General features: G+C 63.9%; 10 protein-coding genes and 3 tRNA genes. 1 reads left to right on the plus strand and 12 read right to left on the minus strand.

The window, feature by feature from the left end:
- Nucleotides 1–136: 136 nt before the first annotated feature.
- The 10 genes from BW11_RS10855 to guaA all read right to left on the minus strand — a co-directional run bounded on the left by BW11_RS10855 (nt 137) and on the right by guaA (nt 9,459).
- Nucleotides 137–1,366: an acetate/propionate family kinase gene (locus tag BW11_RS10855; protein WP_043167649.1), complete on the minus strand. Its 1,230-nt coding sequence runs from the start codon at nt 1,364–1,366 to the stop codon at nt 137–139.
- A gap of 220 nt (nt 1,367–1,586) precedes the next feature.
- On the minus strand, nt 1,587–3,257 hold the full coding sequence (pta, locus tag BW11_RS10860) for a phosphate acetyltransferase (protein WP_181162615.1): 1,671 nt from the start codon (nt 3,255–3,257) through the stop codon (nt 1,587–1,589).
- 148 nt (nt 3,258–3,405) lie between these two features.
- A tRNA-Ala gene (locus BW11_RS10865) sits at nt 3,406–3,478 on the minus strand.
- A gap of 47 nt (nt 3,479–3,525) precedes the next feature.
- Nucleotides 3,526–3,598, minus strand: a tRNA-Ala gene (locus BW11_RS10870).
- Between the two features lie 146 nt (nt 3,599–3,744).
- Nucleotides 3,745–4,452, minus strand: a complete 708-nt coding sequence (locus tag BW11_RS10875) for a histidine phosphatase family protein (RefSeq protein ID WP_107044512.1) — start codon at nt 4,450–4,452, stop codon at nt 3,745–3,747.
- Nucleotides 4,449–4,865 carry a ribosome silencing factor gene (gene rsfS / locus BW11_RS10880; RefSeq protein ID WP_140445762.1) on the minus strand — a complete coding sequence of 139 codons (417 nt, stop codon included), beginning with the start codon at nt 4,863–4,865 and terminating at the stop codon, nt 4,449–4,451. The genes BW11_RS10875 and rsfS overlap by 4 nt, the downstream gene beginning before the upstream one ends.
- A 92-nt stretch (nt 4,866–4,957) precedes the next feature.
- Complete coding sequence (glmU, locus tag BW11_RS10885; RefSeq protein WP_140445763.1) at nt 4,958–6,349, minus strand: bifunctional UDP-N-acetylglucosamine diphosphorylase/glucosamine-1-phosphate N-acetyltransferase GlmU; 1,392 nt, start codon at nt 6,347–6,349, stop codon at nt 4,958–4,960.
- A gap of 106 nt (nt 6,350–6,455) precedes the next feature.
- Nucleotides 6,456–6,526: transfer RNA gene (locus BW11_RS10890), tRNA-Gln, on the minus strand.
- A gap of 41 nt (nt 6,527–6,567) precedes the next feature.
- Nucleotides 6,568–7,587: a ribose-phosphate diphosphokinase gene (locus BW11_RS10895; protein WP_043167681.1), complete on the minus strand. Its 1,020-nt coding sequence runs from the start codon at nt 7,585–7,587 to the stop codon at nt 6,568–6,570.
- 309 nt (nt 7,588–7,896) lie between these two features.
- Nucleotides 7,897–9,459, minus strand: coding sequence for a glutamine-hydrolyzing GMP synthase (gene guaA, locus BW11_RS10900; protein ID WP_140445765.1), 1,563 nt, complete (start codon nt 9,457–9,459; stop codon nt 7,897–7,899).
- Nucleotides 9,460–9,907: 448 nt separating this feature from the next.
- Here guaA and BW11_RS10905 point away from each other — a divergent pair, with 448 nt between their 5' ends.
- Nucleotides 9,908–12,385 carry a phosphoketolase gene (locus BW11_RS10905; protein WP_140445766.1) on the plus strand — a complete coding sequence of 826 codons (2,478 nt, stop codon included), beginning with the start codon at nt 9,908–9,910 and terminating at the stop codon, nt 12,383–12,385.
- 267 nt (nt 12,386–12,652) lie between these two features.
- Here BW11_RS10905 and BW11_RS10910 read toward each other — a convergent pair whose 3' ends face one another.
- Nucleotides 12,653–13,729 carry a hypothetical protein gene (locus BW11_RS10910; protein ID WP_258184677.1) on the minus strand — a complete coding sequence of 359 codons (1,077 nt, stop codon included), beginning with the start codon at nt 13,727–13,729 and terminating at the stop codon, nt 12,653–12,655.
- A gap of 140 nt (nt 13,730–13,869) precedes the next feature.
- Nucleotides 13,870–14,805, minus strand: a complete 936-nt coding sequence (locus tag BW11_RS10915) for a DMT family transporter (RefSeq protein WP_140445768.1) — start codon at nt 14,803–14,805, stop codon at nt 13,870–13,872.
- Nucleotides 14,806–14,850: the final 45 nt, after the last annotated feature.

The following is a 14,850-nucleotide window of genomic DNA, read 5'->3' on the forward strand; positions in this document are numbered from 1 at the left end:
CAATCCGGACAAGCAGCATCCGGAAACGGCAGGGGCCTGCATCGGAGTTCGGATGAACCCGATGCAGGCCCCTGCCCGTCTTCGCGTCGGATCGCCCGCTTCGGCGGCGACCTGACGGTTCAGGCGATCAGACTGCTCACTTGGCGAACTTGTTGCCGTAGGTGTCCTCGCCGGCCTCGGCGATGGCGGCGGACTTGCGGGCGATGGCCAGCTCCTCGTTGGTCGGGATCACGGCGATGATCACGGAGGAATCCGGTGTGGAGATGATGCGCGGCTGCTTGGAGCGGGTCGCGTTCTTCTCCTCGTCCAGCTTGACGCCGAACGGAGCGAGCTTGTCGCACACCATCTTGCGCACGATGTCATCGTTCTCGCCGACACCGGCGGTGAAGGTGATCACGTCGCAGCCGCCCATCTGGTAGGTGTAGTTGCCGATGTAGCTGACGATGCGGTGCACGTAGACGTCGAGGGCCAGCTTGGCGTCCTCGTTGCCCTCGGCCACCAGACGGTGGACCTCGCGCAGATCGCCGAAGCCGGTCATGCCCATCATGCCGGAGCGCTTGTTGAACAGGGCATCGAGCTCGTCGACGTTCATGTGGGCGTTGCGGATCAGGTGGAAGACCACGGCCGGGTCGATGTCACCGGTACGGCCGCCCATGACGAGGCCCTCGAGCGGGGTCAGACCCATGGAGGTCTCGACCGGCTTGCCGGACACCTCGGCGGAGGCGGAGGCACCGTTGCCGATGTGCAGGACGATCTGCTTGAGACCCTCGGCCGGCTTGCCGACGACCTCCGGCACCACGGAGGAGATGAACTCGTGGGAGGTGCCGTGGGCGCCGTAGCGGCGGATGTGGTACTGATCGGCGATCTCCTTGTTCAGCGCGTAGGTGCTGGCGGCCTTCGGCAGCTGGAAGAAGAAGGAGGAGTCGAAGACGAAGATCTGCGGCACGTCCGGCAGCAGGGAGCGCATGACCTCGGCGCCCTTGGCCTCCGGGCCGTTGTGCAGCGGGGCGAGCACGGCAAGATCCTTGACCTGGTTGATGGTCTTGTCGGTGACCAGCGCCGGCTTCGGGAAGATGGAGCCGCCCTGGACGACGCGGTGGCCGACGGCCACGATGCCCGCCTCGGACAGGTTCGGACCATACTCCTCGAAGAAGCCGAGCACGCGCTTGAGGCCCTGCTCGTGATCGTGGATCGGCTCCTCGAGCTCGTGCTTCTCGCCGTTGTACTCGTGCTTGTAGTGGCCGTCGATCGGCTCGCCGATCTTCTCGACGAGGCCGGAAGCGAGGCCTTCGCCGGTTTCAAGGTCGACCAGCTGGTACTTGATAGAGCTGGAACCGGAATTGATGACAAGGACGGTTTTCGCCATTGTGGGCATCCTCCATTGTGATTTGTCTGTTTCCCGCTGACACGGGTTACCGTTAGTCAGACTACTCGCTACTTACTACAAACTACTGGGCTTCGATGTTCTGGGACGGAGAACGGGAACATGGTGCCAGACACACTCGAGGCCGTTCGGCCGAGCCTACGGTCCGACACCACGTTCCCGTCCTCCGTCCCGAGGCGAAAACCAGATGGGAAGCGCAGGGCTACTGGGCTTCGATGGCGGTCAGGGCGATCGTGTTGATGATGTCCTGGACGAGGGCGCCGCGGCTCAGATCGTTGACGGGCTTGTTGAGACCCTGCAGGATCGGTCCGATGGCGAGTGCCCCGGAGGAGCGCTGCACGGCCTTGTACCCGATGTTGCCGGCGCACAGGTCCGGGAAGACGAACACGTTGACGTGACCCGCCACATCGTTGCCCTTGGCCTTGGTGGCGGCCACGGTCGGCGACCATGCGGCATCGAACTGGATGGAGCCGACGACCGGCAGATCCGGCGCCTTCTCCTTGAGCAGACGGGTGGCCTCCTCGACGACGTCCACATCCGGGCCCTTGCCCGAGCCGAGCGTGGAGTAGGAGAGCATGCCGACCTTCGGATCGATGCCGAACGCCCTTGCGGTCTCGGCGGACTGCAGCGCGATCTCGGAAAGCTGTTCGGCGTCCGGGTTCAAGTTGATCGCGCAGTCGGCGAACACGGCCACATGATCCTTGAAGCACATGAGGAACGAGCCGGAGACGAGCTTCTGGCCGGGCTTGGTCTTGATGACCTGCAGAGCCGGGCGCACGGTGTTGGCGGTGGAGTTGATCGAACCGGAGACGAGGCCGTCGGCGTAGCCGAGCACGACGAGCATCGTGCCGAAGTAGCTTGCGTCCTTCAGCTGCTGGCGGGCCTGCTCCTCGGTCATGCCCTTCTTGGCGCGCAGCTCGCACAGCTTGGCGACCATCGGCATGAGCACGTTTTCGTCGTCGATCGCCTGGAAGCGGGCGCGGTCCAGATGGTTCAGCCCGAGCTCCCTGCCGCGCTCGAGGATCGCGTTCTTGTCGCCGACGATGATGAGGTTGACGATCTCGCGCTGGAGCAGGTAGTCGGCCGCCTTGATGATGCGGTCCTCCTCGCCCTCGGGCAGGACGATCGTCTTCTTGTTGGTCTTGGCCTTGCCGAGCAGGGAGAACTGGAAGGCGTACGGGGTGATGGGGAAGGTCACGTCCACGTTGAGCGCCGCGAGCACCTCCTCGGTGGGCACGTTCTTGCGGAACGTCTCCAAGGCCACGTCCTTGGTGGAGGCGTCGGTGAACTGCACCTGCGGGATCGTCCACACCGGCAGACCGTACTTGGCGAGCGTCTCCTTGACGGAGAAGGCGTGGCGCGGCTCGCAGCCGGTCACGAAGATGCCGAGCACCTTGTTGCCGGCGGCCTCCATGCCCTCGATGGAGAGCTTGACGGTCTCGTCGAGCTCGTGAGGCCAGCGGTCGATGGTGGCGATGGTCAGGAACACGCCGGCCTCGAGATCGGCGGCCACGTTCGCGTTGAACTCGTAGGTGGTCGGATCGTTGACGTGGGACTTGTCCGTGCCGACGATCAGCGCGGCCTCGGCGCGTGAGACCTCGAGCGCGTCGTTGAAGGCGCCGACGATGTCGCCGCGGGCGGTCTCCTTGTCGCGCCTGACCTCATGGATGTCGAGGCCGGTCGACAGGGCCACGCCGAGTCCGGCGTTGGATGCGGCCAGCAGCACCGGGGTGAAGTCGTCGTGATTGGACACGGCGGGGCGGAACACCATCGTCTTGTACTTCGAGGTCAGTGCATTGAGCACGCCGTAGGCCACGACGTTGCGGCCATTGGCACCTTCCGGGCTGGCGATATACACACGGGTTACGGTCACGATGTCTTGTCTCCTTTGATAACAGGTAGGGACCTCGCCCATTATAACGACGGTTTGTTGACGCCATCGGTAGCGGGGAGGGTTTCGTCGGACCGGGCAACGAAAAATCCCGGACCGCTCTTGCGAAGCGATCCGGGATTCGTGATCGTGGAGCTAAGGGGATTCGAACCCCTGACCCTCTCCATGCCATGGAGATGCGCTACCAGCTGCGCCATAGCCCCGTGTTGAGTTATGTGGTGAACAAGTTCGACTGTGTCGGCTTGTTTCGTGGAGCTAAGGGGATTCGAACCCCTGACCCTCTCCATGCCATGGAGATGCGCTACCAGCTGCGCCATAGCCCCGTATTCAATTGTTTGGCTTGCTTTTTGAGCCTCGTATACATTACGACGACATGCGGATTCCGGCAAATACGGCGTGTCGCGTGTGTGTCGCACACATGAACCGCAGTGCCGGAATCCTTTGTTTCCGGGCTTTTCCCAAGCCTTTCCTAGCGTTCGCGCTCCCATTCGGGGGTATCGGCGACGGCGGGACCGTGGTTATAGTCCGTGAGTCGCCAACGTACCGAACCGTCCGGCAGATCCATCGGATCGAGTCGGACCCAGTGCGCGTTGCGCATCGCCGTGAACGTCGAGAACGTGGGATCGACCTCGTTCACCCCAAGCAGGGTCTGCAGGGTCTGGGCGATCCATGCCCCGTGCGAGAAGACGAACAGGTCGGTGTCGTCCCCGGCGAGCGTGGACCAGTAGGAGAGCGCCTCGACGCCTCGGGAACCCACGTGCTCCTTGGGTTCGGCGCCGTACTTGAGTTCACCGCCCTGATGCAGCCTCCACGAGCGGAAGTCCTCGGGGTAGCGTTCGGCCAGTTCGGCCACGGCATGGCCGTCCCAGTCTCCAAAGCTGCGTTCGCGCACGCGCGTGTCGTCATGCACCTCGACTCCCGCCTGGACGCCACCGAGCACGTCGGCGAACGCCTGCGCGGTGGCGTGGGCGCGGGAGAGATCGGAGCATACGATCAGTCTGCTGCTTGTCTCGGGACGCTGATCGACATACACGGCCTTGAGCCATGCGGCGGTCTGGGCCACCTGCCAGCGGCCCACGGCGTCCAGCGGGATGTCGACCTGTCCCTGCAGCTTGTGCGCCGCGTTGTAGGAGGTGCGCCCATGACGCACCAGGAAGATGGAACGGACGTGTTTCATCGTTCCGCGCTTTCCACCGCAATGTTCTCCGGGTGCGCGCTCTCCGGATGCTCGAGTTCGAGATCGATCTGCGGGCAGTCGCGCCACAGGCGTTCGAGACCGTAGAACTCGCGCGACTCCTCGTGCATGACGTGGATCACGTAGTCGCCGTAGTCGAGCAGCACCCACTGGCCTTCGGTCAGTCCCTCACGCTCGCGCGGGCTGCGTCCGCCGCACTTGACGTACAGGTCCTTTTCGATCTCCTCGGCCACGGCGAGCACCTGGCGTTCGTTGGACGCGCCGGCGATCATCATGATGTCGGTGATGCCCAGAGGGCCGGTCACGTCGAAGGCGACGATGTCGGTGGCCTTGACTCGGTCGGCCGCCTGGGCGGCGATGCGGATGTCGTCGATGGATGACTGCAATGCGGGCATGGATCTCCTCTATGCGGTTGTATGTCTATGCGGTTATATATCGGTTATGTCGGTGCGTTCGCGTTGGTGCGCACGCGCGGTCGGGCTGCGGCTCAGCGCTCCCAGGCGGGCTTCCAGCCCTCGACGTTGTGCTGCGTGTTCTCGGAGTAGACCATCGTGTCGTCGGGCACGGGGTGACGGACGACGGATCCGGCGCCGGTGGTCACGTTGTCGCCGACCTCGACGGGGGCCACGAACAGGTTGCCGGCGCCGACGTGGCATCCGGCCCCGATGTGCGTCTTGTTCTTGTGCACGCCATCGTAGTTGGCGGTGATGGTGCCGCCGCCGATGTTGGTGTGGTCGCCGAGCGTGGCGTCGCCCATGTAGCTCAGGTGCGGCACCTTGGTGCCGTTGCCGATGTGCGCCTTCTTCATCTCGACGAACGCGCCGGCCTTCGATTCCTCGCCCAGTTCGTTGCCGGGACGCAGGTACGTCCACGGTCCGATGTTCGCGGCGCGGCCGATATGTGTCTCCTGCACGCGGGAGCGCTCGACGGTGGCCTCGGCATCGACGGTGGCGTCGATGAGCGTGGTGTACGGGCCGACCACGGCCTCCTCGCCGATGACGGTGTGGCCCTGCAGGAAGCATCCGGGCAGGATCACCGCGTCACGGCCGATCTCGACCTCGTCGTCGATCCACGTGGTCTCCGGGTCGAGGATCGTCACGCCGCCGCGCATCCACGCCTCGCACACGCGACGGTTGTGCGCCTTGGCGAGCGCGGCGAGCTGCACGCGGTCGTTCACGCCCTCGACGCTCAGCGGGTCGGGTGCGGTGAACGCGCCGACCTTGCCGGCCGAACGGGCGGTCTCGAGCGCGTCGGTCAGGTAGAACTCGCCCTGCGCGTTGTTGGACTTGAGATCCGCGATGGCGCGCGTGAGCAGTTCGGCGTCGAACACGTACACGGACGTGTTCACCTCCTGCACGGCCAGTTCGCTGCGATTGGCGTCCTTCTGTTCGACGATGCGCAGCACGTTGCCGTCACGATCGCGGATGATGCGGCCATAGCCGGTCGGGTCGTCGAGCACGGTCGTCAGGACCGTGGCGCCGTTGCCGGATTCGGTGTGGAAGGCGACGAGACGTTCCAGCGTGGCGGCGTCGAGCAGCGGCATGTCGGAGGCGGCGATGAGCACCGGGCCGGTGATCGGGCCGTGCTCGGTCAGCTGCGCCATCGCGCACTGCACGGCACGACCGGTGCCGGGGATGTCGTCCTGATTGACGATGGTGACCGACTCGTCGTACGACCGGGCCGCCGCGGCGACGCGGTCGGCCTGGAAGTGGACCACGACCGCGAGGGTTGCCGGATCGAGCGCCCTGACGGAGGCCATCACACGGTTGAGGAAGGTGTGCCCGGCGAAGGTGTGCAGCACCTTCGGCTTGTTGGAACGCATGCGGGTGCCTTCTCCCGCGGCGAGAACGATTGCGGCGGTCAATGCCGAGGATGCCATGAGTGTGTCGTTTCCCTTCACTGGCTGGTTTGATACATGGTGCTTATCCAAGCACCTAACAATAGACGGCCGACCGGATGAGTACCGGTCGGCCGTCCTGACGGTGTTCCCCCACCTGGATTCGAACCAAGACAAAGGGTTCCAAAGGCCCGTGTGCTGCCATTACACCATGGGGGAGCGGCGGGTGAACCCGCCAAGTGTTCATTTATACCATAAGGTCAGGCGAACAGGAAACCCTGACCGTGGTGTTCGGGGTACGTGTCGAACAACTCGGCCACGGAACCATCCTCGAACACGGCACGGATGGCGCCGGCCAGCAGCGGGGCGATGGACAGGACGGTCAGGCCGTCCCAGCGCTTCTCCTCCGGGATCGGCACGGTGTCGGTCAGCACGACCTCGCGGGCGCCGCACGACTTGAGTCGTTCGACGGCGGGACCGGAGAGCACGCCGTGCGTGGCGACGACGGTGACGGACCTGGCGCCGGCGTCCTTGAGCACGTTGCATGCGCCGACGATGGTGCCGGCCGTGTCGATGAGGTCGTCGACGAGCACGCAGTCCTTGCCCTTGACGTCGCCGACGACGCGGTTGGAGACGGCCTGGTTCGGGCGGGTGATGTCACGCGTCTTGTGGACGAAGGCGAGGGGGCCGCCGCCGAGGCGCTGCGCCCACTGCTCGGCCACGCGGATGCGACCGGCGTCGGGGGAGACGACCGCGACGTTGTCGAGGTGACCCTGGAAGCGGTCGCGGATGTAGTCGACGAGCACCGGCATGGCGATGAGATGATCGACCGGACCATCGAAGAAGCCCTGCGACTGCGCGGCATGCAGGTCGACCGACATGATGCGGTCGGCGCCGGCGGTCTTGAGCAGGTCGAAGACGAGACGGCAGGAGATGGGCTCGCGGCCGCGGTGCTTCTTGTCCTGACGGGAGTAGCCCAGCATCGGGCATACGGCGGTGATGGAACGCGCGGATGCGCGCTTCAGGGCGTCGATCATGATGAGCTGTTCCATGATCGCCTTGTTGATCGGCTTGTAGTGGCTTTGCAGTACGAACACGTCGGCGCCGCGCACCGATTCGGTGTAGCGCACGTACATCTCGCCATTGGCGAAGTCATAGGCGGTGGTTTCCAACAGGTCGATGCCGAGCTGTTCGGCGACGTCCTGCGCGAGTTTCGGATGAACCCTTCCCGTAACGAGTATCAGGTTCTTGTCGGGCTTCCCTTCGAGGATTGCGCTCACCGTATCTCCCAAACGTCATTTGAAGTTTTCGCTTGCGTCATCCAAGTGTAGTGGCTCGCGCCGACCGGCCGCGCGCCGCCCTTGCGAGGGTCTCTCGTACGAAAAGGAGCGCCGCCCGGGGACGGACGGCGCTCCTTTTCGTATTCATGTCGTTATTCATGCTTCAGCCGTTAGTGCTGCACGCATGACGTCAACCGGTGAAAACCGTCCGATGCGTGCGGAAGACCGCCGTCCGAGGCCGAGGACGTACAAAAGGTACGTCGAGTGCCGAGGAAAGGCGGTATACGCTCCATCGGACGGTTTTCACCATCACTCCCATTCGATGGTTGCCGGCGGCTTGGAGGTGCAGTCCAGCACCACGCGGTTGATCTGGCGGCATTCGTTGGTGATGCGCGTGGAGATGGCGGCGAGCACGTCGTAGGGCAGACGCGACCAGTCGGCGGTCATGGCGTCCTCGGAGGAGACGGGACGCAGGACGATGGGGGAGCCGTAGGTGCGTTCGTCGCCCTGGACGCCGACGGAGTGGACGTCGGCGAGGAGCACGACGGGGCACTGCCAGATGTCGCGGTCGAGGCCGGCCTTGGTGAGCTCCTCGCGGGCGATGGCGTCGGCCTCGCGCAGCAGGTCGAGGCGCTCCCTGGTGATCTCGCCGATGATGCGGATGCCGAGGCCCGGGCCGGGGAACGGCTGGCGCCAGACGATCTCGTCGGGCAGACCGAGCTCGGTGCCGATGGCGCGCACCTCGTCCTTGAACAGGGTGCGCAGCGGTTCGATGAGCTGGAACTTGATGTCCTTGGGCAGGCCGCCGACGTTGTGGTGGCTCTTGATGTTGGCCGCGCCGTCGCCGCCGCCGGATTCTACGACGTCGGGGTAGAGGGTGCCCTGCACAAGGAACTTGACCTCCTTGCCTCGGGCGCCGGCCTCCTCGAGCACCTGACGCTGGGCCTTCTCGAAGGTGCGGATGAACTTCTCGCCGATGATCTTGCGCTTGCGCTCGGGCTCGGAGACGCCCTTGAGGGCCTCGAGGAAGTCGTCGGCGGCGTCGACGGTGATCAGACGGATGCCGGTGGCCTCGACGAAGTCGTGCTTGACCTGCTCGACCTCGCCCTTCCTGAGCAGACCGTGGTCGACGAACACGCAGGTGAGCTGGTCGCCGATGGCCTTGTGCACGAGGGCGGCCGCGACGGCGGAGTCGACGCCGCCGGACAGGCCGCAGATGACCTCGGCGTCGCCGACCTGCTCGCGGATCCTGTTGACCTGATCGTCGATGATGGAGGAGGCGTTCCAGTCGTCGGTCAGTCCGGCGCAGTCGTGCAGGAACGTCTCGATGAGCTCCTGACCGCGCGGGGTGTGCTTGACCTCGGGGTGCCACTGCACGCCGTAGAGTCCGCGGGAGCGATCCTCCATGGCGGCCACGGGGGCGCCCTCGGTGTGGGCGAGGACGTCGAAGCCCTGCGGGGCGGTCTTGACGGCGACGCCGTGGCTCATCCATGTGCTCTGTTCGGACGGGGATCCGGCGAGGATGCCCTCCGCCCTGTCGATGACGGTCTCGGTCTTGCCGTATTCGCCGAGGGCCGCCTTGTCGACGTCGGCGCCGAGGGCGTAGGCCATGGCCTGGAAGCCGTAGCAGATGCCGAGCACCGGGACGCCGGCCTCGAACAGCTTCGGGTCGACGCGCGGGGCGCCGGGCTCGAACACGGAGGCCGGGCCTCCGGAGAGGATGATCGCCTTCGGATCCTTCGCCAGCATCTCGTCGACCGGCATCGAATGGGGCACGAGCTCGGAATATACATTGGCCTCACGCACGCGGCGGGCGATGAGCTGGGCGTACTGAGCTCCGAAGTCGACGACGAGCACAGGACCTGTTGCCATGGAAATTCCCCTAACGTTTATCGTGATGTAACTTGGGTGGTGTCACATTGATTATCCCTATCGAGCCAGACAAGGGTTAAAGGCGTAGTTTCTGTGCGAAAAACGCACAAACAACGTATGGGGATTCCGTCAACACGCCGATAGTGAACATGGCGAATCGAACGTCGGCTTTCGTTGCAAAATGGCGGATTGCCGCGATATTCCAACGTTTTCATTGCATGCCTGCGTTAAACCCATGCGCACAATCGATCGGCTAATTCACACAAAACCAGCAATTTTCGTAACATTTTCGAACACACCCGCAAGAAATCGTTCAAAAGTCGCGTTGTCCTCGTAACATGACTGGTGATTGGAAGCGGGAAACCGCGTAACCGCAAGGTTATGGAGGTCTCGCGACCGAAACAGAAATAATCAATCGCACATTACGTGCAGGAGTACAGGAGTACACATGACGAGTCCTGTTATTGGCACCCCTTGGAAGAAGCTGAACGCTCCGGTTTCCGAGGAAGCCCTCGAAGGCGTTGACAAGTACTGGCGCGCCGCCAACTACCTCTCCATCGGCCAGATCTACCTGCGTAGCAACCCGCTGATGAAGGAGCCCTTCACCCGCGAGGACGTCAAGCACCGTCTGGTCGGCCACTGGGGCACCACCCCGGGCCTGAACTTCCTGATCGGCCACATCAACCGCTTCATCGCCGACCACGGCCAGAACACCGTGATCATCATGGGCCCGGGCCACGGCGGCCCGGCCGGCACCTCGCAGTCCTACCTGGACGGCACCTACACCGAGACCTTCCCGAAGATCACCAAGGACGAGGCCGGTCTGCAGAAGTTCTTCCGCCAGTTCTCCTACCCGGGCGGCATCCCGTCCCACTTCGCTCCGGAGACCCCGGGCTCCATCCACGAGGGTGGCGAGCTGGGCTACGCCCTGTCTCACGCCTACGGTGCGATCATGGACAACCCGAGCCTGTTCGTCCCGGCCATCGTCGGCGACGGTGAGGCCGAGACCGGCCCGCTGGCCACCGGTTGGCAGTCCAACAAGCTCGTGAACCCGCGCACCGACGGTATCGTGCTGCCGATCCTGCACCTCAACGGCTACAAGATCGCCAACCCGACCATCCTGTCCCGCATCTCCGACGAGGAGCTCCACGAGTTCTTCCACGGCATGGGCTACGAGCCGTACGAGTTCGTCGCCGGCTTCGACGATGAGGACCACATGTCCATCCACCGCCGCTTCGCCGAGCTGTGGGAGTCCATCTGGGACGAGATCTGCGACATCAAGGCGACCGCCCAGACCGACAACGTGCACCGTCCGTTCTACCCGATGCTGATCTTCCGCACCCCGAAGGGCTGGACCTGCCCGAAGTACATCGACGGCAAGAAGACCGAGGGCTCCTGGCGCTCCCACCAGGTGCCGCTGGCCTCCGCCCGCGACACCGAGGCCCACTTCGAGGTCCTCAAGAACTGGCTCGAGTCCTACAAGCCGGAGGAGCTGTTCGACGAGAACGGCGCCGTCAAGGAGGACGTCCTGTCCTTCATGCCGAAGGGCGAGCTGCGCATCGGCGCCAACCCGAACGCTAACGGTGGCGTCATCCGCGACGACCTGAAGCTGCCGAACATCGAGGACTACGCCGTCAAGGAAGTCGAGAAGTACGGCCACGGCTGGGGCCAGCTCGAGGCCACCCGTCGTCTGGGCGTCTACACCCGCGACATCATCAAGAACAACCCGCACGACTTCCGCATCTTCGGACCGGATGAGACCGCCTCCAACCGTCTGCAGGCCTCCTACGAGGTCACCAACAAGCAGTGGGACGCCGGCTACATCTCCGATGAGGTCGACGAGCACATGCACGTCTCCGGCCAGGTCGTCGAGCAGCTGTCCGAGCACCAGATGGAAGGCTTCCTCGAGGGCTACCTGCTGACCGGTCGTCACGGCATCTGGAGCTCCTACGAGTCCTTCGTCCACGTGATCGACTCCATGCTCAACCAGCACGCCAAGTGGCTTGAGGCTACCGTTCGTGAGATCCCGTGGCGCAAGCCGATCGCGTCCATGAACCTGCTGGTCTCCTCCCACGTCTGGCGTCAGGACCACAACGGCTTCTCGCACCAGGATCCGGGTGTCACCTCCCTGCTGCTGAACAAGTGCTTCCACAACGACCACGTCATCGGCATCTACTTCGCCACCGATGCGAACATGCTGCTGGCCATCGCCGAGAAGTGCTACAAGTCCACCAACAAGATCAACGCCATCATCGCCGGCAAGCAGCCGGCCGCCACCTGGCTGTCCCTCGACGAGGCTCGCGCCGAGCTCGAGAAGGGTGCCGCCGCTTGGGATTGGGCCTCCACCGCGAAGTCCAACGATGAGGCCGAGATCGTGCTTGCCGCCGCCGGCGATGTTCCGACCCAGGAGATCATGGCCGCCTCCGACAAGCTCAAGGAGCTGGGCATCAAGTTCAAGGTCGTCAACGTGGTTGATCTGCTCGCTCTGCAGTCCGCGAAGGAGAACGACGAGGCCCTGTCCGACGAGGAGTTCGCCGACATCTTCACCGCCGACAAGCCGGTCCTGTTCGCGTACCACTCCTACGCACACGACGTGCGCGGCCTGATCTACGATCGCCCGAACCACGACAACTTCAACGTCCACGGCTACGAGGAGGAGGGCTCCACCACCACCCCGTACGACATGGTTCGCGTGAACGAGATCGACCGTTACGAGCTGACCGCTGAGGCTCTGCGCATGATCGACGCCGACAAGTACGCCGACAAGATCAACGAGCTCGAGGCCTTCCGCAACGAGGCCTTCCAGTTCGCCGTCGACCACGGCTACGATCACCCGGACTACACCGACTGGGTGTACTCCGGCCTGAACACCTCCGAGAAGGGCGCCGTCACCGCCACCGCCGCTACCGCCGGCGACAACGAGTGAGTCTGACTCCTTCATCTCGTTAGTGTTCTAACGCAAAAAGGGGCTTGGGGATTTTTCCCCAGGCTCCTTTTCGTATGCCTGATGTGGTTCTCATGTGGCTCTCAGTGACCCTCATGTCGTCTCATCGACTGCACATCATCGCGCTACCCCTCTCCGCTTCGTGGGACAAGCTTCCCCGACGAAGAGGAAGCCGATGACGAGCACTACAAAGGCCTCGGCAGGATGAACTCCCGCCGAGGCCTCGTGAAAGCGAGCGATTGCACTCGATCAGTTGGATCCGGTTGAACCCGAGGACGAGCCACTTGAGGAACCGGTGCCGGCCGACCCTGCCGAGCCCGAGGTAGAGCCCGAAGTACCTGAGTCGGATCCGGTGGTGCCGGAGGATCCCGATCCGTTGGATCCGGATTCGCTCGATCCGGAACCGTTGGAGGAGGAGTCACCGGATGATCCGGTACCGGAGCTGTTCGAACCGGACCCGGTGGATCCGGAGTCCGAGCCGTTTGATCCGGTGGAACCGGTGGAACCGGATGAGCTGCCGGAGTTCGAGTCAGTTTCGCTGCCGGTCGTGCCGTTCGTGGAATCGCTGGAATCCATCGAATTCGAATCGGTCGTGGAACCGTTGTCGGAATCGCCGGAATCCGTGGACCCGGAATCCCTGCCCGAATGATCCTTCGGCTGGGAGGGAGCGGTCGGCGTGGTGTTCGTATCCGTTTCGTTCTCGGTCGTCTGGGTCTGCGAAGTGGTCGGATGCACCACGTCACGCACGACGGTGTCGGTGCCGTTGCCGTTCGTGAACAGCAGCACCAGACCGGCGGCGAAGGCCACACCGATCAGGCCGGAGACCACGGACACGATGATCGCCATGCGTTTGGGATCGATCCGGCGTTTGCGTGTGCGACGAATCTCCTCGAGCGTATAGGTGCTCGTCCTCGTGGCGGGCAGGCCTTGCCGATCCGCGGACGGCACGTTCGAACTGACCTCGCGGGGAGTACGAACGGCACCGGCCGCACCGGCGATGACGGTCGTGGCGTCCGATTCTGCAGCGTCGTCGTCCGTCGTCTTCGTGGCATCGGTATCGGAGGTTGGCACAGAGGTCGGCGTCTGCTCCTTATCGACATCGTCCGAGTCGTCGGATGAACCGGGGGTGATGGATTGGAGCTTCTCGCCGGAGACGTCGAGCACGTTCTTGTAGACGTTTGCCGCGACGGTGGAGATGATGTAACTGGCTGCGGCACCGATCACCGAACCACCGACGCCGATCTTCGCCGAGAGCAGGAACGACGTGACCGCGGCAAGGGATCCCGCAACAATCTGGGATATGGAAAGACCTTTGATAAACTTCATCACCCTTGAAGGTAACCGTTCTCGCCGCAAGATACCTGTGAAGCGCCATGATGACGCAAAACACACACACAAGCATCGCCGAAATCTCCACAATCCGCACGAGGACGGTCCGCCGTACCCGCCGTACCCGAAAGACGGCGTCAGTTGCGATGCAGCGAATGACGTGTCGGCCTGACCACCGACAGCAGTACGGCCGAGAAGATCAGCGCGAAGCCGACCAGCGAACTCCACGTGATGCGTTCTCCCCAGAACAGCGCCGAGAACGAGACCGCGAACAGGCTTTCCGTGCACATGATGATCGAAGCCTGCGAGGGCGGCACATGCGCCAGGCCGATGTTCTGCATGATCTGCGCGGACATCGTCGCGCCGAGGAACAGATACAGTACGCTCGCCAGCACCGACGGGGCGAGCCAGCCCGCGTTCGGAGCGGGTTCGGTGCATACGGCGCCGACCATGAACAGGACGCCGGCGACGGCGAATTGGACGAACGTCACGGCGATCGGGTCGAATCGCTTCGCGTACACGCCGAGGCACGTGAGATTGAACGAGAAGATCACGGCGGTCGCGATCGTCAGCCAATCGCCGACCGACAGGGACAGGGACGTCCCGTTCTTCAGCGAGACGAAGGCGACACCCGCGAGGCAGATCACGCCGGCGACCAGATTGACGGCCTTCGGTCGGACGCGGGAGACGATCCAGGTGGCGAATGGTGTCAGCACGCAGTACGCGGCCGTCAGGAACGCGCTGCGACCCGGGTCGATGGTCTGCAGGCCGATCGTCTGCGTGACCATCGTGCCCCAGTAGGTAAGTCCCACCACCAGCGCCGGCACGATGATCGAGGGCTTCAGGGACGGGATGATGTGACGATGGAACAGCGCCAGCATGCACAGGCAGGCGCCGATCATGCGCAGGCCCATCAACCACTGCGGGGGGATCGCCTCCATCGCGAATTTGGCCAGCAGGTAGCTGCCGCCCCAAAGCGCGGCACAGGACAGCAGCATCAGACGTGCGAGGTTCGGCGGGAAGGATCGCGACCAACGACTGCGCAGCGCACCGATTCGTGCCGACAGACCCATGAAGATGACCTCGCTTCCATTGCGTCTCGGTGTCGTCGATACATA

Origin of the sequence: Bifidobacterium sp. UTCIF-38 (genome assembly GCF_006454495.1) — a bacterium.
Taxonomy (GTDB): Bacteria; Actinomycetota; Actinomycetes; order Actinomycetales; family Bifidobacteriaceae; genus Bifidobacterium; species Bifidobacterium callitrichos.